Here is a 22005-nt window from a genome sequence, read left to right on the forward strand (position 1 = left end):
CAAGGCACGGTGGCCAGCGGCTGCGCACAATCACGCGCCTTTCCAGCCTGACCGCGGCGGTGCTCTGCACCGTGGCGACGCCCCACCGATGACCTCCGCCCCCGAACTTCTGCTCCCCGCCGGCTCGCTCGACAAGATGCGTGCCGCCTACGATTACGGCGCCGACGCCGTCTACGCGGGCCAGCCGCGCTACTCGCTGCGCGCACGCAACAACGAGTTCCGGCTGGAGCAGATCGGCGAAGGCATCGCGCACGCCCATGCGCGGGGCAAGAAATTCTTCGTCACCAGCAACCTGCTGCCGCACAACGACAAGGTGCGCACCTACCTGCGCGACATCGAGCCCGTCATTGCCCTCGGGCCCGACGCGCTCATCATGGCCGACCCGGGCCTGATCATGATGGTGCGCGAACGCTGGCCGCACGTGCCCATCCACCTCTCGGTGCAAGCCAACACGGTCAATTACATGGCGGTGAAGTTCTGGCAACGCGCGGGCATCGCCCGCATCATCCTGTCACGCGAACTCAGCCTGGACGAGATCGAGAAGATCCGCCAGGAGTGCCCGGACATCGAGCTGGAGGTGTTCGTGCACGGTGCGCTCTGTATCGCCTATTCCGGCCGCTGCCTGTTGTCGGGCTACTTCAACCGGCGCGACCCCAACCAGGGCACCTGCACCAACGCCTGCCGCTGGAGCTACGCGCCCCGGGCAGGCACCGACGCCAGCGATACGGGCGAGGTGCTGCCGGCCGCGCGGCTGGACAGCGACTTCGCCTTCGCCGAGGAGCAGCAGGATGCGGACGCGCGCTTTGCGGCGTGCGGCGGCAGCGCGCGCCACCCACTGGCGGACCAGGTCTACCTGCTGGAGGAAAAGGAGCGGCCCGGCCAGCTCATGCCCATCATGGAAGACGAGCACGGCACGTACATCATGAACAGCAAGGACCTGCGCGCCGTCGAGCACGTGCAGCGCCTGGTGCAGATCGGCGTGGACTCGCTCAAGATCGAGGGCCGCACCAAGAGCCAGTACTACGTGGCGCGCACCGCCCAGGTCTACCGGCGCGCGATCGACGATGCCATGGCCGGCCGCGCTTTCGACCCGGCCCTGCTGACGCAACTGGAGAGCCTCTCCAACCGCGGCTACACCAGCGGCTTCCTGGAGCGGCGTCCGGCCCAGGACACCCAGAACTACGCCACCGGCAGTTCCACATCACAGCGCAGCCAGTACGTGGGCCAGGTGCTGTCGGCCGAGGGCGGCTGGGCCGAGGTGGAAACCAAGAACCGTTTTGCCGTGGGCGACACGCTGGAAGTGGTCCACCCCACGGGCAACCGGCAGGTGCGCGTGGAGCGCATGCGGTCCCTGGACGGCGCCGCGCTGGACGTGGCCGCCGGCAGCCCGCTGCGCGTGCGCATCCCCCTGGACGGCCCGGCGGACGGCGCCATGCTGGCGCGGCTGTTCTGATGGCGCTGCCGGGGATTCTCCGGCGCAATGCGCAACGAAGGATCGATCAGCAGATTCAAGCCGAATCGGGCTCCAGCGCTTTCCTATCCAGCGCAGACAGCTATCAAATCAAGAGCAATACCACCGAACAGGTGCAGGGTGTACCCCGCCTTCCAGGACCCGCGACCCGACGGTTCGAGCCCGTCGCGCCTGCCTGGTGCGCGAGGCCACCCGGGAGCTGGGCTGCCGCTACCGTTCCGCAGGCGCAGGCGCAGGCGGGGCGATGCCGGCGGACGCCTCCGTGCCGCACCCTTCGCCCTGCGCAGAGCCGCCCGTGCCTGGAGCGCTCCACTCCGCCCAGTCGTCACCGAACAGCTCCATGGGGTGCTGCGTGCGCTCCGACCCGTTGCCGCACAGCATCGACCCCGCCGCGCAGTACTTGTCGCACCCCCAGCAGTTGCGTTCGGGGTGCGGCGGATGGATGGGGAATTTCTTCGAAGTGGCCATGGCGTTTGCGGTCCCCTGGCGGCGCGCTGCCGGAGCCGGTGCACGGGCCGGCGCCGCAGGGAACGCCACCAGTGTGCGCACATGCGCCCCTCAGGGATTTGCTCCGGATCAAGGTGCCCCCCGCTTCTTCCCTTTGTCTTCCACCGTCTGGGCACCGCTGGGCTGCACTGCGCCCGCTGCCGAACGTTGTCACGGCCTTGCCATGGCGCGCCGCGCGCCCCCGCAGAAACGACAAAGCCCGCCGAAGCGGGCCTTGTTCAGGGGCTTGCCTCACCGACCGGGGCCGGTGCAGCGCGCCGGATCAGCAGGCGGGAGCGGCTTCGGCCTTGGCTTTCTCCGCGTACTCCTCGATCTGGTCGAAGTTCATGTAGCGGTACACGCTGGCCTTGTCCGCGTCGATGATGCCCATCTCCTTGAGGTACTCCTCCTTGGTGGGCAGCTTGCCGATGCGCGAGGCGATGGCGGCCAGCTCGGCCGAGCCCAGGAACACGTTGGTGTTCTTGCCCAGGCGGTTCGGGAAGTTGCGGGTGGAGGTGGAGATCACCGTCGCACCTTCACGCACCTGCGCCTGGTTGCCCATGCACAGCGAGCAGCCCGGCATTTCGGTGCGCGCACCGGCCGTGCCGAAGGCCGCATAGTGGCCTTCCTTAATCAGCTCGTTCTGGTCCATCTTGGTCGGCGGCGCGACCCACAGCTTGACGGGAATGTCGCGCTGGCCGCCCAGCAGCTTGGCGGCTGCGCGGAAGTGGCCGATGTTGGTCATGCACGAGCCGATGAAGGCTTCGTCGATCTTGGTGCCAGCCACTTCGGACAGGAACTTGGCATCGTCCGGATCGTTGGGGCAGCAGACGATGGGTTCCTTGATGTCGGCCAGGTCGATCTCGATGACGGCGGCGTATTCGGCGTCCTTGTCGGCTTCGAGCAGGTCGGGCTTGGCCAGCCAGGCTTCGACCTTCTCGATGCGGCGCTGCAGCGTCTTGGCGTCGGCGTAGCCGTCGGCGATCATGTTCTTCATCAGAACGATGTTCGACGTCAGGTACTCCTTGATCGGCTCGGGGTTGAGCTTGATCGTGCAGCCGGCGGCCGAGCGCTCGGCCGAGGCGTCGGACAGCTCGAACGCCTGCTCGACCTTCAGGTCCGGCAGGCCTTCGATTTCCAGGATGCGACCGGAGAAGGCATTGATCTTGCCGGCCTTGGCCACCGTCAGCAGGCCCTGCTTGATGGCGTACAGCGGAATCGCGTGCACCAGGTCGCGCAGGGTCACGCCGGGCTGCATTTCGCCCTTGAAGCGCACCAGGATGGACTCGGGCATGTCCAGCGGCATCACGCCCGTGGCGGCGCCAAAGGCCACCAGACCAGAGCCTGCGGGGAACGAAATGCCGATGGGGAACCGCGTGTGCGAGTCACCGCCGGTGCCCACGGTGTCGGGCAGCAGCAGGCGGTTGAGCCAGCTGTGGATCACGCCGTCGCCGGGACGCAGGGCCACGCCGCCGCGGTTGCTGATGAACGCCGGCAGCTCGCGGTGGGTCTTCACGTCCACGGGCTTGGGATAAGCCGCGGTGTGGCAGAACGACTGCATCACCATGTCAGCGCTGAAGCCCAGGCAGGCCAGATCCTTCAGCTCGTCGCGGGTCATGGGGCCCGTGGTGTCCTGCGACCCCACCGTGGTCATGCGCGGCTCGCAGTAGGTACCGGGGCGCACGCCCTGGCCTTCCGGCAAGCCGACAGCGCGGCCGACCATCTTCTGGGCCAACGTGAAGCCGGCATTCGTCGTGGCCGGAGCCGTGGGCAGGCGGAACGCGGTGGATGCGCTCAAGCCCAGGAACTCACGGGCCTTGGCGGTCAGCGAGCGGCCGATGATGAGGTTGATGCGGCCGCCGGCGCGCACTTCGTCGAACAGCACGTCGCTCTTGAGCTGGAATTCGGCCACGGTTCCGCCGTTCTTCACCAGCTTGCCGTCATAGGGCAGCACGTCGATCACGTCGCCCATCTCCAGCTTGGAGACGTCCACCTCGATCGGCAGCGAACCCGAGTCTTCCTGCGTGTTGAAGAAGATGGGGGCGATCTTGCCGCCCAGCGTGACGCCGCCGAAGCGCTTGTTGGGCACGAAGGGAATGTCCTGGCCGGTGGCCCAGACGATGGAATTGGTGGCCGACTTGCGCGAGGAACCCGTGCCCACCACGTCGCCCACGTAGGCAACCAGGTGGCCCTTCTTCTTCAGGTCGTCGATGAACTGCATGGGGCCGCGCTTGCCGTCTTCCTCGGGCTTGAAGGCCGCGTCGGGACGGGTGTTCTTGAGCATGGCCAAGTAGTGCAACGGGATGTCCGGGCGGCTCCAGGCATCGGGTGCGGGCGACAGGTCGTCGGTGTTCGTCTCGCCGGGCACCTTGAAGACGGTGACGGTGATCTTCTTTTCGACTTCGGGGCGCGAGGTGAACCACTCGGCATCGGCCCAGCTCTGCATCACTTCCTTGGCCTTGGCATTGCCGGCCTTGGCCTTGGTCGCCACGTCGTTGAAGAAGTCGAACATCAGGAGCGTCTTCTTCAGCGCGTCGGCGGCCACGCCAGCGACTTCCGCATCGTCCAGCAGTTCGATCAGGGGGTGCACGTTGTAGCCACCCACCATGGTGCCCAGCAGCTCGGTGGCCTTGGCCTTGGAGATCAGACCGACCTGGATGTCACCGTGCGCCACGGCCGCCAGGAAGCTGGCCTTGACCTTGGCAGCGTCGTCCACGCCCGGGGGCACGCGGTGGGTGAGCAGGTCCAGCAGGAAGGCGTCTTCGCCGGCGGGCGGGTTCTTGATCAGCTCGATCAGATCGGCCACCTGCTTGGCATCCAGGGGCAGCGGCGGGATGCCCAGCGCAGCGCGCTCGGCCACGTGGTCGCGGTAGGCTTTCAACATTTTCTTCTCCGGTGGGTTCTAGTTTCTCAAGTGGGGCAAAGCTGCGCCCAAGGCGCTGCGTGCGGCAGCCACCCTGCGGGCGCGGCAGGGTGCGCCGCGGGAAGGCGATTTACTTCGGATCGGGGTCGAGGACGCTGCGGGGCGGGTTCTTCTTGATGGCCTCGGCCACGAGCATCTGCTGCGGGCTCATGCATTCATCGGCCAGACGCTGCCCCGCCTTCTGGTTCATCAGCATGGACTTGTTGGCGATCTGCAGCCAGACCGCACCGCCGTTCTGGTCTTCCAGGCGCACCGTGCCGGTGGTCGTCGCCACGGGCGTCATGCGGTACTTGAAGCCCTTGCCTTCCAGGTTGAAGCGGCCGGGCGAAGCGGGATCGGCCTCGATGGTGACGTGCGCTCCCAGTTCGCAGTCGATGCGGCCGGTATACACGCGCTCGGCAATCGCCAGCTCGTCGGGCGACAGGGCGGCCTCGGCCGCCATGATGCCGGAGGCCACTTGGTTGGTGGCGCTCTTCAATTGGGTGCGGCTGCTGGTCGGCTTGGCCTTGGCCACCGTGGTCTTGTCCGCGGACTTGGCCTTGGCGGTGGACGACTTCTTGGCCGGGGCGTCGGACTTGGCCTTGGCGGCCGGCTTGGCGGCGGCCTTGGTTCCGGCCTTGGCAGGCTCGGAAGCGGTCTGCGCGAGCACCAGCGTGGGAGCCAGCAGCATCAGAGCGGAGGCGATCAGGTTCTTCATGGGGACTCCTGCGTGAGGACGGAAGCGTGAAAAATGACTCGGAACGGTCAGTGGGAAAGGGGACGGGTGTCGGCAAACCAGCCGCGCGCCGCGTCGGGCAGCGCTCGGCCGGTCTGGTGGGCACGCTCCAGGATCTGCCAGAAATAACGGTAACTGGCACGGTCGTGCAACACGCCGTCGGCGCTGATGGGGGCCCAGTCGGCACCGGCGGCGGCAGAGAGGATACGGGACGCCAGCTCGATCTCCGCAGTCTGCGGAGCGAAGGCGGCCAGGATGGGGCGGATCTGCCCGGGATGGATGCTCCACATGCGGGTGAAGCCGAACTCCTGCGCAGCCCGCTGCGCAGCGGCCTGCATGGCCTGCGGATCGTGGAATTCGGTCACCACACAATGCGAGGGCACCTTGCCGTGTGCATGGCAGGCCGCGGCGATCTCCAGCTTGGCGCGAACGACCAAAGGGTGCTCAAACTGGCCCTTGGCACTCATGCCGGCGGCCGGAATCGCGCCACCGTGCGCAGACACGAAATCCATCAGCCCGAAGCTCAGGCTCTGCACCCGCGGATGCGCCGCGATCTCGAACGCGCGCTGCACGGCGGCGGGTGACTCGATCAGGACGTGCAGCGGCAGGTGCCCTGCGCCGGCCGCCTGCAAAGCACGCTCGGCCTGCAGGACATCGTCGACCGACTCGACCTTGGGCAGCATCAGGTGGCAGAGGCGGTGGCCTGCCTCGCCGGCAATCGTGGCCACATCGTGGGCGAACGCGGGATGGTCCACCGCATGCACGCGGGCAGCCACGCGTGCCTCGGGAGCCGCATCCCGGGCCAGGGCGGCCACCAGCACGGCATGCTCTCGTTCCAGGCCCACGGGCGCTCCGTCCTCACAGTCGAGCGTCACGTCGAAAACGCAGTGGCCGTACTCCGCCGTCAGCTCGGCCTGCAACTGCAGGCTCTTGCGCATGCGCGATTCGACGCCGCTGTAGTGGTCGCAAACCGGCAGGCGATTCGCCCCCGCCTGCGCACCCAGCAGGATTTGCGCGGGATGGACGGACTGTGCGCTCATGAGGGCCTGCGCGCGATGAGGAACATGCGCGGGAATGCCAGCAGTCGGCTGCCGTCGCTGCGCACCGCGTAGGCCGCGTCGATGCGCTGTTCGTACTCGGCCAGATAGCTGGCCTTCAGGGGCTCGGTCAGCGGATCGATGAAGGGGCGCAGCCCGGTGCTGCGCACCCACTCGACGATGGCGCCGGCCGAGGGCATGACATGCTGGTACACGGCGTGCCAGACGTCCACATGGCTGGCATGCGGCGCCAGCCAGTCGTAATAGGTACCGATGCCAAAGAGATCGGTGCGCAGCCGCTCGGCATCTCCGATGGCATCACGCCACGGCGAGAGCTTCGCAACCTCGCGCATCAGGCGATGGGTGGGTTCATCACGGTTGTCCGGCATCTGGACGGCCAGCACGCCGCCGGGAGCCAGGCTGCGCAACAGCCGCGGAAAGAGTTGTTCATGCCCGCCCACCCATTGCAGGGCAGCGTTGGCATAGATCAGGTCGGGAGCCTCGTCGGGCACCCATTGGGCGATATCGCCCTGCACGAAGTCCACGCCGGGCAGCCGCGCGCGCGCGCTGGCCAGCATGGCTTCGGAACTGTCCAGCCCGGTCACCCGGGCCTGGGGATAGCGCTGCACCAGCAGTTCCGTGGAATTGCCCGGCCCGCATCCGAGGTCCACCACGCGGGTGGGCGCCGGGTGCGGCACGCGTGCCAACAGCTCCTGGGCCGGGCGCGTGCGCTCGTCCTCGAAGCGTCGGTAGAGCGCGGGATTCCAGTCGGCCATGCTCAGGTGGGTCGCCAGCGATTACAGCAGGTGCTTGACGCCGTCTTGCTCGCCTTGCAGTTCGGCCAGCGTCTTGTTGATGGCTTCTTGCGAGAAGGCATCGATCTCCAGGCCTTCGACGATCTTGTACTCGCCGTTTTCCGTGGTGACGGGGAAGCCGAACACGATGCCGGCAGGAATGCCGTACTCGCCATTGGAAGGCACGCCCATGGTGACCCACTCGCCATTGGAGCCCAGGGCCCAGTCACGGATGTGGTCGATAGCGGCGTTGGCGGCCGAAGCTGCCGACGACAGGCCACGGGCGGCGATGATCGCGGCACCGCGCTTGCCCACGGTGGGCAGGAAGGTCTCGGCGTTCCAGACCTGGTCGTTCACCAGGTCCTTGATCGACTTGCCGTTGGTGGTGGCGAAGCGGTAGTCGGCGTACATGGTGGGCGAGTGGTTGCCCCACACGGTCAGCTTCTTGATGTCGCCGACCTTGGTGCCGGTCTTGGCGGCCAGTTGCGAGGCAGCGCGGTTGTGGTCCAGGCGCAGCATGGCGGTGAAATTCTTGGCCGGCAGATCGGGCGCCGACTTCATGGCGATGTAAGCGTTGGTGTTGGCGGGGTTGCCGACCACCAGCACCTTGACGTTGCGCGATGCCACGGCGTTCAGGGCCTTGCCCTGGGCGGTGAAGATCTGGGCGTTGGCGGCGAGCAGGTCGGCACGCTCCATGCCGGGGCCGCGGGGACGGGCGCCCACCAGCAAGGCGTAGTCGGTGTCCTTGAAGGCTTGCAGCGGGTCGCTGTGGGCTTCGATGCCGGCCAGCAGCGGGAACGCACAGTCTTCCAGCTCCATGATCACGCCCTTCAGCGCGTTCTGGGCCTTCTCATCCGGGATTTCCAGCAGTTGCAGGATGACGGGCTGGTCCTTGCCCAGCATTTCGCCGGAGGCAATGCGGAACAGCAGGGCGTAACCGATTTGGCCTGCGGCGCCGGTAACGGCAACACGGACGGGCTTCTTGCTCATGTGAGAACTCCAGAAAGAATGAAGAAACGGGCGTGGATGCAAGGTTGCACCAGCGCCAGTCATCAGCAGCCCGTGCCCTGCAAAACAGCCTTGGAGTGTACCGCTGATTCATGCGCAGGGTCAATTTGTCTTATGTCTTATATAAGATATGATCTCTGCGTTGACCGGCTGCCGACATGGCGGGCGGCTCGCCTCCTCCGCTCCATGTCCTCCACGCCCTTCGCCACCTCCGACAGCGCCACCCCACCCCAGGGCGCGGGCGCCGCCACGCCGGCGTTCAGCCCCCTGTACCAGCAGATCAAGGCATTGATCCTGCACAGCCTGCAGCACGGCGAGTGGAAGCCCGGCGAGGCCATCCCCAGCGAAATCGAACTGGCCGCCCGCTTCAGGGTGAGCCAGGGCACCGTGCGCAAGGCCATCGACGAACTCGCCGCGGAAAACCTGGTGATGCGCCGCCAGGGCAAGGGGACGTTCGTCGCCACCCATGCCGAGCGGCATGTGCAGTACCGGTTCCTGAAACTGCAGCCCGACGTGGGCGACGCGCGCGAGGAAGGCCCGGCCCAGCGCCGCATCCTGGAGTGCCGGCGCATGCGCGCCACGGCGGAGATCGCCCGCTCGCTGGCGCTGCGCACCGGCGACCCGCTCATCCAGGTGCGCCGGGTGCTGTCGTTCAGCCACATACCAACCATCCTCGAAGACATCTGGCTGCCCGGCCAGGCGTTCAAGGGCCTGACGGCCGAGCAGATGGCCGATTACCAGGGGCCGACCTACGCGATGTTCGAGCTGGACTTCGGCGTACGCATGGTGCGCGCCCAGGAAAAAATTCGGGCCGTGGTGCCGGACGAGGGCCAGGCGCAGTGCCTGGAAATTCCCGCCACCACGCCCCTGCTGAGCGTGGAGCGCATCGCCTATACCTACAACGACGTTCCCATGGAGTTACGACGCGGCCTGTACCGCACCGACACGCACCACTACCGCAATGACCTGAGCTGAGGCACCCACGTCCTCTCCGGCGTCTCGAAAATACGCAGTCCCCACAACGCCCCCTTGCTGCATTGCAATAGAATTTTGGGCTGTCTGCACCCGCGCAATTACAACGCAGTTACATCCACGAAAGCACCGCCATGACCGAGCTAGCCAAAAAACGGCCTGAATTTCGCAACATCAACGCCATCACGGATCTGCCGACCTACCGGCTGCCGGCTGCCGGCTGGGTGTCCATCCTGCACCGCGTGAGCGGCGTCATCATGTTCGTGCTGCTGCCGTTCATCCTCTGGCTGTTCGACACCTCGGTGTCTTCCGAAATCTCCTTCGCCCGCTTCACGGCGGCCTTCACGGCCGGCATCGGCTTCGTTCCCGGCTGGTTCGTCAAGCTCGTGACGCTGGCCATCATCTGGGCCTACCTGCACCACTTCACCGCCGGCCTGCGCCACCTGTGGATGGACGTGAGCCACGACGCCGTGAGCAAGCAGTTCGGCAAGACCTCGGCCGTCGTCACGCTGGCCCTCAGCCTGGGCCTGACCGTGGTCCTGGGCGCCAAGCTGTTCGGCCTGTACTGAGGCTTGCCGGTACCCGCCTCGCCCCGCACATCCAAAACAAGATAAGGAAGACCCCATGTCCGTGAATTACGGCTCCAAGCGCACCGTCGTCGGTGCCCACTACGGTACGCGCGACTGGCTGAGCCAGCGCGTGACGGCAGCCCTGATGGCGCTGTTCACCATCGTTCTGCTCGCCCAGTTGATCTTCACCTCCGGCCCGATCGGCTACGACCGCTGGGCCGGCATCTTCTCCGCTCAGTGGATGAAGGTGCTGACGCTGTCGGTCATCGTCGCCCTCGCGTGGCACGTATGGGTCGGCATCCGCGACGTGTTCATGGACTACGTCAAGCCCGTGGGCCTGCGCCTGGCCTTGCAGGCATTCAGCATTTTCTGGCTGGTCGGCTGTGCCGGCTGGGGCATCCAGGTTCTCTGGCGTCTCTGATTCCCCGCGACTGAAGGCAAACAACAATGAGCTATACCAAAGCGAACATCACCACGCGCAAGTTCGACGTCGTCATCGTCGGCGCGGGCGGCTCCGGCATGCGTGCCGCCCTCGAACTCTCGCGCGCCGGCCTGAACGTGGCCTCGCTGTCCAAGGTGTTCCCCACCCGCTCCCACACCGTGGCGGCGCAGGGCGGCGTGTCGGCCTCCCTGGGCAACATGTCCGAGGACAACTGGCACTACCACTTCTACGACACCATCAAGGGCTCCGACTGGCTGGGCGACCAGGACGCCATCGAGTTCATGTGCCGTGAAGCACCCAACGTGGTGATCGAGCTCGAGCACTTCGGCATGCCGTTCGATCGCAACCCCGATGGCACGATCTACCAGCGCCCGTTCGGCGGCCACACCGCCAACTATGGCGAAAAGCCCGTGCAGCGCGCCTGCGCCGCGGCCGACCGTACCGGCCACGCCATGCTGCACACGCTGTACCAGCAGAACGTCAAGTCCAAGACCAACTTCTTCGTCGAATGGATGGCGCTGGATCTGATCCGCAACACGCAGGGCGACGTGGTGGGCGTGACGGCACTCGAGCTGGAAACCGGCGAGCTGTACCAGTTGCACGCCAAGGCCGTGCTGCTGGCCACCGGTGGCGCGGGCCGCATCTTCGCGGCCTCCACCAACGCCTTCATCAACACCGGTGACGGCCTGGGCATGGCGGCACGCGCCGGCATCCCGCTGCAGGACATGGAGTTCTGGCAGTTCCACCCCACCGGCGTGGCCGGCGCTGGTGTGCTGCTGACCGAAGGCTGCCGCGGCGAAGGCGCCATCCTGCTCAACAGCAACGGTGAACGCTTCATGGAGCGCTACGCGCCCACGCTGAAGGACCTGGCACCGCGCGACTTCGTGTCCCGCTCCATGGACCAGGAAATCAAGGAAGGTCGCGGCTGCGGTCCCAACAAGGACTACATCCTGATGAAGCTGGACCACCTGGGCGCCGACACCATCCGCAAGCGCCTGCCCTCGGTGGAAGAAATCGGCCACAACTTCGCCAACGTGGACATCACGAAGGAGCCGATCCCCGTGGTGCCCACCATCCACTACCAGATGGGCGGCATTCCGACCAACATCAACGGCCAGGTCGTCGTGCACGACGGCGTGCAGAACAAGATCGTCAACGGCCTGTACGCGGTGGGCGAATGCTCCTGCGTGTCGGTGCACGGCGCCAACCGCCTGGGCACCAACTCGCTGCTCGACCTGCTGGTGTTCGGCAAGTCGGCGGGCCGCCACATCGTCGAGTTCGTCAAGGGCTCGGGCGAGCGCCAGCCGTTGCCGGCCGACGGCGCCGACCGCACCCTGGCACGCCTGAACCAGCTCCAGGAATCGAACGAAGGCACCTACGCCCAGGACATCGCCAACGACATCCGCGCCACGATGCAGCAGCACGCTGGCGTGTTCCGCACGCAGGCCAGCATGGACGAAGGCGTGGTCAAGGTGAACGGCATCCGCGAACGTGTGGGTGCGGTCACGCTCAAGGACAAGTCCAAGGTCTGGAACACCGCGCGCATGGAAGCGCTGGAAGTGGACAACCTCATCGAAGTGGCCCAGGCCACGATGACGTCCGCTGCCGCCCGCACCGAATGCCGCGGCGCCCACACGGTGTACGACTACGAGCACCCGGCCGACCATCCCGAGTTCCCGCTCGGCCGCAACGACAAGGAGTGGATGAAGCACACGCTGTGGCACAGCGCTGACAACAGCCTCACCTACAAGCCGGTCAACCTGAAGCCCCTCACGGTGGACAGCGTGCCCCCGAAGGTCCGTACGTTCTGATCCCCACGCAGCCTCACGAGAACCCCACATGAAGCGCACCTTTCAAATCTATCGCTACGACCCGGACAAGGACGCCAAGCCCTACATGCAGACCGTCGAGATCGAACTCGACGGCCACGAGCGCATGCTGCTGGACGCCCTGGTCAAGCTCAAGGCCCAGGACCCCTCCATCTCGTTCCGCCGCTCCTGCCGCGAAGGCGTCTGCGGCTCGGACGCGATGAACATCAACGGCAAGAACGGTCTGGCGTGCCTGACCAACATGAACACGCTCAAGGGCACCATCGTGCTCAAGCCGCTGCCCGGCCTGCCGGTGATCCGCGATCTGATCGTGGACATGACGCAGTTCTTCAAGCAGTACAACTCGATCAAGCCGTACCTGATCACCGAAGGCATTCCGCCCGAGAAGGAACGTCTGCAGTCCCCCGAGGAGCGCGACGAGCTCAACGGACTGTACGAGTGCATCCTGTGCGCGAGCTGCTCGACGAGCTGCCCCAGCTTCTGGTGGAACCCCGACAAGTTCGTGGGCCCCGCCGGCCTGCTGCAGGCCTACCGCTTCATCGCCGACAGCCGCGACGAAGCCACGGGCGCGCGCCTCGACAACCTGGAAGACCCGTACCGCCTGTTCCGCTGCCACACCATCATGAACTGCGTGGACGTGTGCCCCAAGGGCCTCAACCCCACGAAGGCCATCGGCAAGATCAAGGAACTGATGGTGCGACGCGCCATCTGATGACAATGGCCGAAGAACTTTTGGACGAACGTGAAAAGGCCAAGCTGCAGTGGCGCTGCCGCCGCGGCCTGGTGGAGAACGATCTGTTCATCGAGCAGTTCTTCGCCACCTACGGCCCGCGCCTGACTGCCAGCCAGGCGCAAGGTCTCACGACCCTGATGGACCTGTCCGACAACGACCTGCTCGACTTGCTGCTGCGGCGCAAGGAGCCTGCGGGCGAGGTCGACACCCGGGAAGTCAGGGAAGTGCTTGAACAGCTGCGCCGCAGGGCGCCAGCATCCCCTCCGCTCAAAGAAGGAAACTGAAAATGAAACTGGCAGACAACAAAGCGACGCTATCGTTCAGCAACGGCAGCCCGAGTGTGGAACTCCCCGTGTACCAAGGCAGCATCGGCCCGGATGTCGTCGACATCCGCAAGCTGTATGCGCAGACGGGCATGTTCACGTACGACCCCGGCTTCCTGTCGACGGCCGCCTGCCAGTCTTCCATCACCTACATCGACGGCGACAAGGGTGAGCTGCTGTACCGCGGCTACCCCATCGAGCAGCTCGCCACGAACTGCGACTACCTCGAAACCTGTTATCTGCTGCTGAACGGCGAACTGCCCAACGACACGCAGAAGAAGGAATTCAACGACCGCGTGACCAACCACACGATGGTCCACGAGCAGATGCAGTTCTTCCTGCGTGGCTTCCGCCGCGACGCGCACCCGATGGCCGTGCTGACCGGTCTGGTGGGCGCCCTGTCGGCCTTCTACCACGACAGCACGGACATCAACAATCCGCAGCACCGCGAGATCTCGGCCATCCGCCTGATCGCCAAGATGCCCACCCTGGTGGCCATGGCGTACAAGTACGGCAAGGGCGAGCCCTACATGTACCCGCAGAACGACCTGTCGTACGCCGGCAACTTCCTGCGCATGATGTTCGGCACGCCCTGCGCCGAGTACAAGGTCAACCCCGTGCTGGAACGCGCGCTGGACCGCATCTTCATCCTGCACGCAGACCACGAACAGAACGCCTCCACCTCCACGGTGCGCCTGTGCGGCTCGTCCGGCACGAACCCGTTCGCAGCCATCGCCGCCGGCGTGGCCTGCCTCTGGGGCCCTGCCCACGGCGGCGCCAACGAAGCGGCCCTGAACATGCTGCACGACATCCAGGCCCAGGGCGGCGTGGAGAAGATCGGCGACTTCATCAAGCAGGTGAAGGACAAGAACTCCGGCGTTAAGCTGATGGGCTTCGGCCACCGCGTGTACAAGAACTACGACCCCCGCGCCAAGCTCATGCAAGAGACTTGCAATGAAGTGCTGGCCGAGCTGGGCCTGGAAAACGACCCGTTGTTCAAGCTGGCCAAGGAGCTGGAAAAGATCGCCCTGGAAGACGACTACTTCGTGCAGCGCAAGCTCTACCCGAACGTCGACTTCTACTCCGGCATCGTGCAGCGCGCCATCGGCATCCCGGTGAACCTGTTCACCGGCATCTTCGCCCTGGCCCGCACCGTGGGCTGGATCGCCCAGCTGAACGAAATGATCGGCGACCCCGAGTACAAGATCGGCCGTCCCCGCCAGCTGTTCGTGGGCGCCGAGCGCCGCGAAGTGCAGCCCATCGGCAAGCGCTGATCGGCCCCTGCGGACCGCTACGGTCTGCACGGAAAGCCCAGCCCGCAGGCATCGCTGCCTGCGGGCTTTTTTCATGGAGCGCCCGGTGACCGTCGGCAGCGCGCAGGCCACGGAGCCCCGCGCCGTGGTGGGCCCGCCGCCTTCCGGTTTCAGCGCCGTGCAGCGCCTCCGAAACGCTCGCGGTAGGCCTGCGGCGTGATGCCCAGGTGGCGCACGAAGAGATGGCGCAGCGCCTGTTCCGAACCCAGGCCCACGCGCGCGGCGACGGTCTTGAGCGGCAGGGCCGATTGGGACTCCAGCAGGCGCCGCGCGCCCTCCAACCGGGCGGATTCGACGAAGGCCGAGGGCGTCTGCCCCGTCTCCTGCGCGAACACGCGGCGGAAGTGGCGCTCGCTCATCGCGGCGCGCGCGGCCAGCGCCGCCAGCGGCATGGGCTCTTCCAGGTGCTGCAGCACCCAGTTCTGCACGGCATGGATGTCGCGGTGCACGGTGGCCTGGCTGGCCAGCTGCACGCTGAACTGCGATTGCCCGCCCGGCCGCTTGAGGTACATGACCAGATCGCGCGCCACTTCCAGCGCCAGTTCATGGCCGAAGTCCTCCTCCACCACTGCCAGCGCCAGGTCGATGCCGGCGGTCACGCCGGCCGAGGTCCACAGATGGCCGTCGCGCACATAGATCGCGTCCGGGTCCACATCGATGGCCGGGTAGCGCTGGCGCAGCAGGCCCGCCACGCCCCAGTGCGTGGCCGCGCGGCGGCCATCGAGCAGCCCGGCCGCGGCCAGAAAGAAGCTGCCCGAGCACAGCGCGATCAGCCGCGCCACCTGGGGCGCCACGCGCGCCGTCCACGCCACGAGGTCGGGCGAGGCGGCCAGCACCTGTTCGATGTTGCGCGAGCCGACCAGCAGGACGGTGCAGCCCGTGCCGTCCTGCTCCAGCTCGGCCAGGGTGTGCGTGGCGTTCAGGGCCATCAGCGTGTCCGACGGCACGGCGCCCTTGTGCGCGGCCACCACGCGCACCTCATAGCCGTCCGGCCGCCCGTGCTGGCGCAGGTGCACGTTGGCATAGTCGAAGACCGACATCGGCCCCACGGCCTCCAGCGCCTTGAAGCCGGGGTAGACGACGAGGTCGATGCGGTGGGCGTGGGCGTGAGCGTGCGGAGGGTGGTGGTCCATGGGGCGGCAAGAACAAGGCGAGGTGGCGGGTACGGGTGCCCGCGCGAAGGGCGCCCGACTATACGTGAGCGGGCAGGCGCCATGTCCGCACGGGCCGCGTACCCTCAGATTCGGCCATATCCCCAAAACGAGCGGCCATCCGCCCCGGTGGCCGGAGCACATCGCCTACAGTGCACCTTGTTCACCCGAGACCGTTCACCGCGTGTGACCGCCGGCCACCCACCGATGCCCGCGGCATGCGCGCCCTCCCCCCTGTACCGACATACACCACACCATGAGCATCAAGTCCAAAGCCGCCGTGGCCTTCAAGGCCGGAGAACCCCTGCAGATCGTCGAGATCGACGTGGCGCCGCCCCAGAAGGGCGAAGTGCTCATCAAGATCACCGACACCGGCGTCTGCCACACCGATGCCTTCACGCTCTCCGGCGAAGACCCCGAGGGCCTGTTCCCCGTGGTGCTGGGCCACGAAGGCGCGGGCATCGTGGTCGAAGTGGGCGAAGGCGTGACCAGCGTGAAGCCCGGCGACCATGTGATCCCGCTGTACACCGCCGAATGCGGCGAGTGCCTGTTCTGCAAGAGCGGCAAGACCAACCTCTGCGTGGCCGTGCGCGCCACCCAGGGCAAGGGCGTGATGCCCGACGGCACGACCCGCTTCAGCTACAACGGCCAGCCCATCTACCACTACATGGGCTGCAGCACGTTCAGCGAATACACCGTGGTGGCCGAGGTCTCGCTGGCCAAGATCAACCCCGACGCCAACCCCGAGCAGGTCTGCCTGCTGGGCTGCGGCGTGACGACCGGCCTGGGCGCCGTGAAGAACACCGCCAAGGTGCAGGAGGGCGACACCGTCGCCGTATTCGGCCTGGGCGGCATCGGCCTGGCCGTGATCCAGGGCGCCAAGCTGGCCAAGGCCGGCCGCATCATCGCCATCGACACCAACCCCAGCAAGTTCGACCTGGCCAAGACCTTCGGCGCGACGGACTGCATCAACCCCAAGGACTTCGACAAGCCGATCCAGCAGGTGATCGTGGAGATGACGACCTGGGGCGTGGACCACTCGTTCGAGTGCATCGGCAACACCCATGTCATGCGTGCTGCGCTGGAATGCGCGCACCGCGGCTGGGGCCAGTCGGTCATCATCGGCGTGGCCGGCGCGGGCCAGGAAATCAGCACCCGCCCCTTCCAGCTGGTGACGGGCCGCAAGTGGCTGGGCACGGCCTTCGGCGGCGTCAAGGGCCGCAGCGAGCTGCCCGGCATGGTGGAAGACGCCATGGCCGGCAAGATCCAGCTGGAGCCGTTCGTGACCCACACCATGGGCCTCGACCAGATCAACGAAGCCTTCGACCTGATGCACGAAGGCAAGTCCATCCGCTCGGTGGTGAAGTACGCCGCCTGATCCGTATGCAATAAAGATAGCAGCCAGCGCTTCAGCCATAAGGGTTTCAGATATAAAAGTATCTGAAACCCTTTATTTAAAAGCGCTACCAGCTATTGTTTTTGATGGAATTCCCATGGCCAGTCCTTTCGAACTCCTGAACGCGCATGCCTGCTTCGGCGGCGCGCAGCGCTTCTACCAGCACGACTCCGCAGAGATCGGCCTGCCGATGAAGTTCTCGGTCTACCTGCCGCCGAACGCCGTGGCGGGCGACAAGGTGCCCGCCCTGCTCTACCTGGCCGGCCTGACCTGCAACGAAGAGACCTTCATGACCAAGGCCGGTGCCCAGCGCCTGGCGGCCGAGCTGAACCTGGCCCTGATCGCGCCGGACACCAGCCCGCGCGGCGAGGCGGCTGAATCCATCGACGGCGCCAAGGCGAGCTGGGATTTCGGCATCGGCGCGGGCTTCTACCTCGACGCCACGCAGGCGCCCTGGCGCACGCACTGGCGCATGGAGAGCTACCTCGTCCAGGAGCTGCTGCCGCTGATCGCGCAACACCTGCCCATCGACGCCCAGCGCCTGGGGATCTTCGGCCATTCGATGGGCGGCCACGGCGCGCTCACGCTGGCCCTGCGCCACCCGGGCGTGTTCAAGTCCCTGTCGGCCTTCGCGCCCATCAGCGCGCCCACGCAGTGCCCGTGGGGCGAGAAAGCCTTCACCGGCTACCTCGGCCCGGACCGCAGCACCTGGACCGAGCACGACGCCACCGCGCTCATGCAGCACCAGCCGATCGCGCCCTACCCCGCCGGCATCCTGATCGACCAAGGCATGGCCGACAAATTCCTGCACGAAAAGCAGTTGCTGCCCGAAGCCTTCGAGGCCGCCTGCACCGCCATCGGCCAGCCCCTGACCCTGCGCCGCCAGCCGGGCTATGACCACGGCTACTACTTCATCCAGACCTTCATGGAAGACCACCTGCGGCACCACGCGCAGGCCCTGGGCTGAATCAGCTAGCGCCCGGCTCGGCGGCAGGGCCGCGTGCCTGCCGGCGGCAGGACCCCGCCTGGATGAGGGCCGCGCCCCGGCTTGGCGCAGGGAGCGCGGCCAGCCCGCCGGACGCCGTTGGCACGGCAGGCCAGCGCCTTACCGCATCCGCCGGGCGCGCGCTTTGCGCCGCCAGATCAGCACGCCCGTCACGCTGAGCAAGGCCACGCCGGCACCCGCGAGCGTGACCGCCAGCTTGTAGGGCCACCCGCCCACGGCCGCCATGTGCAGGCTGCTCATCCAGGTGACGAAGGTATCGCCCGCCGCGCCGCCGGTGGGCAGCCAGGCGAGCACCAGCGCGCCGGTGCCGGCGTCCAGAAACAGCCGAGTGCTGCCGCCCTGGTCCTTGATGTCCAGGCTGCTGCGCACGTCGTAGCGGTACAGCCCGCGCCCCGGGTCGTAGGCCAATGAGCTTTCAGCCAGCACCGTGAACCCGCGCTGCGCGGCGACCGTGTGCATCAGCTCCCGCGCGCGCTGGTGGGCAGCCGGCCAGTCCAGCGCGGGCTGGCGCAGCGGCGCGGCCCGCCGGGGCAGGTCGGCCAGCGCGGGCTGCTGCGGGACCACGCGCTGGAGCAACGGGTCGTGCCACTGGGGCAGGTTGAGGGCAAAGCTGCTCCAGGCCAGGACGAACAACGCGGGCCACAGCCACAGGCCGCCGGCGCGGTGCAGATCGAAGGTGGCGCGCCAGCGGCTGCCGAGGTCGAGCTGCCACGACCGCGCCCAGCGCGCAGCCCAGCCCGCGCGTCCCGTCTTGCCCCCGCGGGCCGCGCCGCTGGCCCTGGCAGGCAGCGTCAGGTACGCGCCCACGACGCTGTCGACCATCCACAGCAGCGACACCAGCCCCAGCAGCCAGGTGCCCACGCTTCCCAGCGCCAGCGAGTAATGCAGGCGGTACAGGAACGGCACCAGGTTGCGCCAGGTCTGCGACAGGTCGCCCCAGCGCCGCTCGCCGAGGATGCGGCCGGTGTAGGGATCGACGAAGACTTGGTCGTTGTCCAGCGCCGCGGCGCCGGGCTGGGGCCGCAGCCAGAAGACCGCGGCGCGGCCGGGCTCCTGGGCCAGGGGGACACGCGCCACTACCGCCCCGGGGTAGCGTGCCTGCACAGCGTCGCGCAGCGCCAGGCCGTGCAGCCTGGGCGCATCGGCGCTCGCGGGCGCCATCCGCAGCCAGTGGGGGTTGAGCGCCGCGTCCAGCTCTGCGTTCCAGGCCAGCACGCTGCCGGTCAGCCCGGCCACCAGCAGGAAGGCGGCCAGCGCCAGGCCCGCGACGCGGTGGGCCACCACCAGGGTGCCCCGCAGCGACGCGCGGCGCGTCGCCATCACCAGCGGTAGGTCAGGTTGGCGGCCACCTGGCGCTCGTCGCCGTAGCGGCAGATGGCGAACTCGCAGTGCGTGAATTTCTTGTCGGCCAGATTGGCCACGTTCAAGCTGAGGTCCCAGTGTGGGTCGATGCGGTAGCGGACCAGCGCGTCGAGCATGGTGTATGCCGGAATGGCCGTGGCGATGCCCGATGCTTTGGTTGCGCCCTTGTAGCGCGCGCCAATCCCCACGTTCAGGCCGGGTAGGCCCCACTGCGAGAAGCTGTAGTCGAGCCAGACCGAGACCTGGTTGTAGGGCGTGTCCTCACTGCGCTGACCAATTTCGCTGGCAATCGTGCTGCGGGTGATGCGTGCGTCGGTATAGGCGTAGGAGGCGACCGCGTTCACGCTCTTGCTCAGTGCTCCCTTGGCCTCCAGTTCCAGGCCGCGAGAGCGAACTTCGCCGGCCTGCAGGTAAAGGTCGCGGCTGGCGTCGTACTTCAGCACGTCGGTCTGACGCAACTCATAAACGGCAGCGCTCAGCAGAAAATCGCGGCCCGAGGGCTGGTAGCGCACGCCGACCTCGTATTGACGCCCGGCGGTGGGTTTGAACTGCTGACCGGCGGCATCGGCCGCCTGAACCGGGTAGAACGACTCGCTGTAGCTCAGGTAGGGCGCCACGCCGTTGTCGAACTTGTAGACCAGCCCGGCGCGCCAAGTGGTTGCCTGGTTGTCCTGCGTTGCGCGAGCCTGGTTGCGATGCTGGGTCTGCTTTTGGTCAGCCCAGTCGTGGCGCACGCCCAGCAGCGCGGTCCAGTGCTCGCCGATGTTGATCTGGTCCTGCATGTAGAGGCCGGCCTGGGTGGTTTCGATGAGCGATCCGCGGTCCAGGGCGGTGGTGCGCACGACGTTGACTGGCTGGCCATAGTCATAGGTCGCCAGGTTCAGCGAAGGCGCATTGGCGCGGAAGTTGGTCGAGTCCCATTCGGTCTTGTATGCGTCCAGGCCCACCAGCACGCGGTGTTCCACATCGCCGTGATGGGCGGTCCACTCCAGACGGGTGTCGGTGGCCAGGCCTTCAGGACGCTCGCGGCGGTCGCTGTACTGGCGGGCCAGGATGCCGGTGGTGGCCGCGGTACGGATGGCGGCGGCGCTGGTCTGCACCTGCAAATAGTTCCAATCGACTTCGGACTTGAAATAGCGGGCTCGGTGGCTGAGCTTCAGGCTGTCGCTGAACGTGTGGTCCAACTCATAGCCAAGCGCGAACATCTCGCCCTTCATCTCGTCGTAGCCCGGCTCGCCGATGAAGGCGCCACGGCTGATCCGGTAGGGGCCGGTGGCGTGACCGTCCACCAGTTGGTAGGGCAGCGGCGCGGAGAAGCGGGTGTTGGTCTTTTGATAGAACGAAAGCAGGCTCAGCGAGGTGGCAGCGCTGGGCTGCCAAGTGAGCGACGGGGCGAAGTAGATCTTGTCGTCCTGGATAAAGCGTTGCGCGGTATCGCTGTCGCGGCCCAGGAAGGTGAGGCGGTAGGCCACATCGTCGGCCAGGGCACCGCCGAAGTCGGCCGTGACCTGCTTGCGGCTGTGGTTGCCCAGTTGCAGGCCCACTTCGCGCAGCGGCGTGAAGGTCGGCCGTTTGCTGACCGCATTGACCAACCCGCCTGGCGACAACTGCCCATAGAGCACGGAGGCTGCACCACGCACCACCTCCACGCGTTCCAGACCGTAGGGTTCCTGCACGCCGTCGTAGGAGTTGCTTTGTAGCCGCAGGCCATCGCGCAGTGAACCGCCCGTGGCGGCCTCGACGTCCATGCCGCGGATGCGGAAGCGGTCGGCGGTGCGGCTGAAGCTGGTCGACTCGCTCGTCACGCCGGGCGTATAGGCCAGGGCCTGGCCCAGCGTCTCGGCCTGGCGGCTGCGCAGTTCATCGCTGGTCACCACCGAGATGGATTGCGGGATTTCGGCGATGGGCGTGTCCGTCTTGCTGGCCGTCGCGCTGCGCCGCGCGACGTAGCCGCGTACCGGGCCGGTCGCGGTCTCCCGCTCGGCACCGGCCGTCACCGTCACCTCGCGCAGCGTGGCCGCCGTGCCACCGGCCGCGGGCGCGCTCCGCAGCACGAAGGCCCCGCCCTGCTCCACGGCCAGCAGGCCCGAGCCCGTCAGCACCCGGTCCAGCGCCTCGCGCGGGGTGTAGCGGCCCTGCAGCGCCGGCGCCTGCCGGCCGGCGGCCAGCCCCGCGTCCACGGCAATGGCCGCGCCGGTCTGGCGCGACAGCGCATGCAGTGCGGACTCCAGCGGTTGTGCGGGCAGATCGATGGCCACGGAAGGGCTCTGTGCATGGGCCGCCGCCATGCTGCCGGGCCAGAGGCCGACCGCCGCAGCGCTGCCCAGGCCCAGCAGACAGGCGAGCGCGATCGGGCTGCGCGACGGGCCGTGCAGGGTGAGGAATGGAGGGCGGTGCGGGTGAGCGTCGGCGCGCATGGCGGGTGGTTTCCTTGGGAATTTGGAGAGAAATCACCCAGGAAGACGAACAGGTCGG

The 22005-nt window shown here is 67.1% G+C and carries 19 protein-coding genes; 10 read left to right on the forward strand and 9 right to left on the reverse strand.

What is annotated here, in order from left to right; translation table 11 throughout:
- The first annotated feature begins 88 nt into the window (after positions 1-88).
- Positions 89-1453 (forward strand): prephenate-dependent tRNA uridine(34) hydroxylase TrhP, encoded by a 1365-nt coding sequence (gene trhP / locus QE399_RS17720; RefSeq protein ID WP_309830795.1) that lies wholly within the window; start codon positions 89-91, stop codon positions 1451-1453.
- A gap of 228 nt (positions 1454-1681) precedes the next feature.
- On the opposite strand, the gene QE399_RS17725 is transcribed toward trhP, so the two are convergent.
- The 6 genes from QE399_RS17725 to QE399_RS17750 all read right to left on the reverse strand — a co-directional run bounded on the left by QE399_RS17725 (position 1682) and on the right by QE399_RS17750 (position 8416).
- Positions 1682-1939 (reverse strand): DUF3079 domain-containing protein, encoded by a 258-nt coding sequence (locus QE399_RS17725; protein ID WP_309830797.1) that lies wholly within the window; start codon positions 1937-1939, stop codon positions 1682-1684.
- A gap of 301 nt (positions 1940-2240) precedes the next feature.
- The gene (gene acnB, locus QE399_RS17730) at positions 2241-4841 is read right to left on the reverse strand and encodes a bifunctional aconitate hydratase 2/2-methylisocitrate dehydratase (protein WP_309830799.1); all 2601 of its coding nucleotides are present in this window, start codon (positions 4839-4841) and stop codon (positions 2241-2243) included.
- A 109-nt stretch (positions 4842-4950) separates the two neighbouring features.
- Positions 4951-5577, reverse strand: a complete 627-nt coding sequence (locus QE399_RS17735; protein ID WP_309830800.1) for a hypothetical protein — start codon at positions 5575-5577, stop codon at positions 4951-4953.
- A gap of 47 nt (positions 5578-5624) precedes the next feature.
- Positions 5625-6635, reverse strand: a complete 1011-nt coding sequence (locus QE399_RS17740; protein WP_309830802.1) for an HpcH/HpaI aldolase/citrate lyase family protein — start codon at positions 6633-6635, stop codon at positions 5625-5627.
- The gene (tam, locus tag QE399_RS17745; RefSeq protein ID WP_309830804.1) at positions 6632-7408 is read right to left on the reverse strand and encodes a trans-aconitate 2-methyltransferase; all 777 of its coding nucleotides are present in this window, start codon (positions 7406-7408) and stop codon (positions 6632-6634) included. The genes QE399_RS17740 and tam overlap by 4 nt, the downstream gene beginning before the upstream one ends.
- Positions 7409-7429: 21 nt before the next feature.
- Positions 7430-8416, reverse strand: a complete 987-nt coding sequence (locus QE399_RS17750) for a malate dehydrogenase (protein ID WP_218386189.1) — start codon at positions 8414-8416, stop codon at positions 7430-7432.
- Between the two features lie 204 nt (positions 8417-8620).
- On the opposite strand from QE399_RS17750, the gene QE399_RS17755 reads away from it, so the two are divergent.
- The 7 genes from QE399_RS17755 to gltA all read left to right on the forward strand — a co-directional run bounded on the left by QE399_RS17755 (position 8621) and on the right by gltA (position 14576).
- The gene (locus tag QE399_RS17755) at positions 8621-9409 is read left to right on the forward strand and encodes a GntR family transcriptional regulator (protein ID WP_309830808.1); all 789 of its coding nucleotides are present in this window, start codon (positions 8621-8623) and stop codon (positions 9407-9409) included.
- Between the two features lie 131 nt (positions 9410-9540).
- Complete coding sequence (gene sdhC, locus QE399_RS17760; protein WP_309830810.1) at positions 9541-9975, forward strand: succinate dehydrogenase, cytochrome b556 subunit; 435 nt, start codon at positions 9541-9543, stop codon at positions 9973-9975.
- Positions 9976-10030: 55 nt separating this feature from the next.
- Positions 10031-10396 (forward strand): succinate dehydrogenase, hydrophobic membrane anchor protein, encoded by a 366-nt coding sequence (gene sdhD, locus QE399_RS17765; protein WP_309830812.1) that lies wholly within the window; start codon positions 10031-10033, stop codon positions 10394-10396.
- 26 nt (positions 10397-10422) lie between these two features.
- Complete coding sequence (gene sdhA / locus QE399_RS17770; protein WP_309830814.1) at positions 10423-12228, forward strand: succinate dehydrogenase flavoprotein subunit; 1806 nt, start codon at positions 10423-10425, stop codon at positions 12226-12228.
- Positions 12229-12256: 28 nt separating this feature from the next.
- Positions 12257-12958 (forward strand): succinate dehydrogenase iron-sulfur subunit, encoded by a 702-nt coding sequence (locus QE399_RS17775; protein ID WP_309830815.1) that lies wholly within the window; start codon positions 12257-12259, stop codon positions 12956-12958.
- Positions 12958-13263 (forward strand): FAD assembly factor SdhE, encoded by a 306-nt coding sequence (locus QE399_RS17780; RefSeq protein WP_405043874.1) that lies wholly within the window; start codon positions 12958-12960, stop codon positions 13261-13263. The genes QE399_RS17775 and QE399_RS17780 overlap by 1 nt, the downstream gene beginning before the upstream one ends.
- Positions 13264-13265: 2 nt before the next feature.
- Positions 13266-14576, forward strand: a complete 1311-nt coding sequence (gene gltA / locus QE399_RS17785) for a citrate synthase (protein WP_309830819.1) — start codon at positions 13266-13268, stop codon at positions 14574-14576.
- Positions 14577-14725: 149 nt separating this feature from the next.
- On the opposite strand, the gene QE399_RS17790 is transcribed toward gltA, so the two are convergent.
- On the reverse strand, positions 14726-15748 hold the full coding sequence (locus tag QE399_RS17790; protein ID WP_309830820.1) for a GlxA family transcriptional regulator: 1023 nt from the start codon (positions 15746-15748) through the stop codon (positions 14726-14728).
- A gap of 280 nt (positions 15749-16028) precedes the next feature.
- Between QE399_RS17790 and QE399_RS17795 the strand changes: the two genes are divergently transcribed.
- Both QE399_RS17795 and fghA read left to right on the forward strand, forming a co-directional pair.
- A complete protein-coding gene (locus tag QE399_RS17795) occupies positions 16029-17144 on the forward strand; it encodes an S-(hydroxymethyl)glutathione dehydrogenase/class III alcohol dehydrogenase (RefSeq protein WP_309832172.1) in 1116 nt (371 codons plus the stop codon).
- Positions 17145-17259: 115 nt separating this feature from the next.
- On the forward strand, positions 17260-18129 hold the full coding sequence (gene fghA, locus QE399_RS17800; protein WP_309830822.1) for an S-formylglutathione hydrolase: 870 nt from the start codon (positions 17260-17262) through the stop codon (positions 18127-18129).
- Between the two features lie 138 nt (positions 18130-18267).
- Here the strand turns inward: fghA and QE399_RS17805 are convergent, their stop codons facing one another.
- Both QE399_RS17805 and QE399_RS17810 read right to left on the reverse strand, forming a co-directional pair.
- Positions 18268-19488 carry a PepSY-associated TM helix domain-containing protein gene (locus QE399_RS17805; protein WP_309830824.1) on the reverse strand — a complete coding sequence of 407 codons (1221 nt, stop codon included), beginning with the start codon at positions 19486-19488 and terminating at the stop codon, positions 18268-18270.
- Positions 19488-21947 (reverse strand): TonB-dependent siderophore receptor, encoded by a 2460-nt coding sequence (locus QE399_RS17810; protein ID WP_309830825.1) that lies wholly within the window; start codon positions 21945-21947, stop codon positions 19488-19490. Before QE399_RS17810 ends, QE399_RS17805 begins: the two co-directional genes overlap by 1 nt.
- Positions 21948-22005: the final 58 nt, after the last annotated feature.

The organism is Paracidovorax wautersii, from assembly GCF_031453675.1.
Lineage (GTDB): Bacteria > Pseudomonadota > Gammaproteobacteria > Burkholderiales > Burkholderiaceae_C > Paracidovorax.